1 pseudogene is annotated in these 697 nt (G+C 66.7%); it reads left to right on the top strand.

The window, feature by feature from the left end:
• Nucleotides 1-42: 42 nt before the first annotated feature.
• Nucleotides 43-697, top strand: a pseudogene (locus NON00_RS24630) (IS5 family transposase); the annotation flags it as partial.

The raw sequence follows: 697 nt of genomic DNA, 5'->3' as shown, positions 1-697 counted from the left end.
TAAGGCCTGTTAGAGCTTGAATGCTGTTCCCATGTTCTGGGCATGGTGGAGAGCAGCGACAATCAGGTTTTCACGGATGCGACCTGGGCGGTGTGGGAACCGCTGATCGAGGCTGTCAGGCCTCGTGGCAAGACGCCGCCGAAGGAGCTGCGCCGCACGATGTCGGCCATCCTTTGGCGACACCAGAACGGTGCCAAGTGGCGCAGCATTCCCGTCGAGCTCGGCCCCTGGTGGCTGGCCGCCCAGCTTTTCATCCGCTGGGCCAAGGCAGGCATCTGGGAGCGCCTGCTGGAGTTGGTCCAGCAGCGTGGCGTTGCGCTCGGCATGACCTTCCTCGACGGCACCAACATTCGCGCCCACCACAAGGCGGCGGGTGCGGAAAAAAGGGGGCCCATGGCAAGGAGCGAGATCTGCGCGAAGCACTTGGCCGATCTCGCGGCGGCTATGGCACCAAGGCTTGCGTGATCGCTGACGGGCGTGGGCGGGCCATCGCCTTCGCTCTCGCGCCCGGTCAGGCGCACGAACTGCCCTTGGCGCCTGGCCTGCTCGACTGCCTGCCGGATGTGCCGGGCTGGGTCGTCGGCGACCGCGGTTATGCCTCCGACACCTTCCGCGAGCGGATCTGGGATATGGGTGCCCGACCCGCCATTCCGCCCAGGCGCACGGATGCCCCGGTCGCCTGTCCCGCCTGGATCTA

Source organism: Roseomonas sp. GC11 (assembly GCF_024437745.1).
Lineage (GTDB): Bacteria > Pseudomonadota > Alphaproteobacteria > Acetobacterales > Acetobacteraceae > Pseudoroseomonas.
The sequence above is the reverse complement of the archived record's forward strand: the minus strand, read 5'-3'. Positions and strand labels throughout refer to the sequence as shown.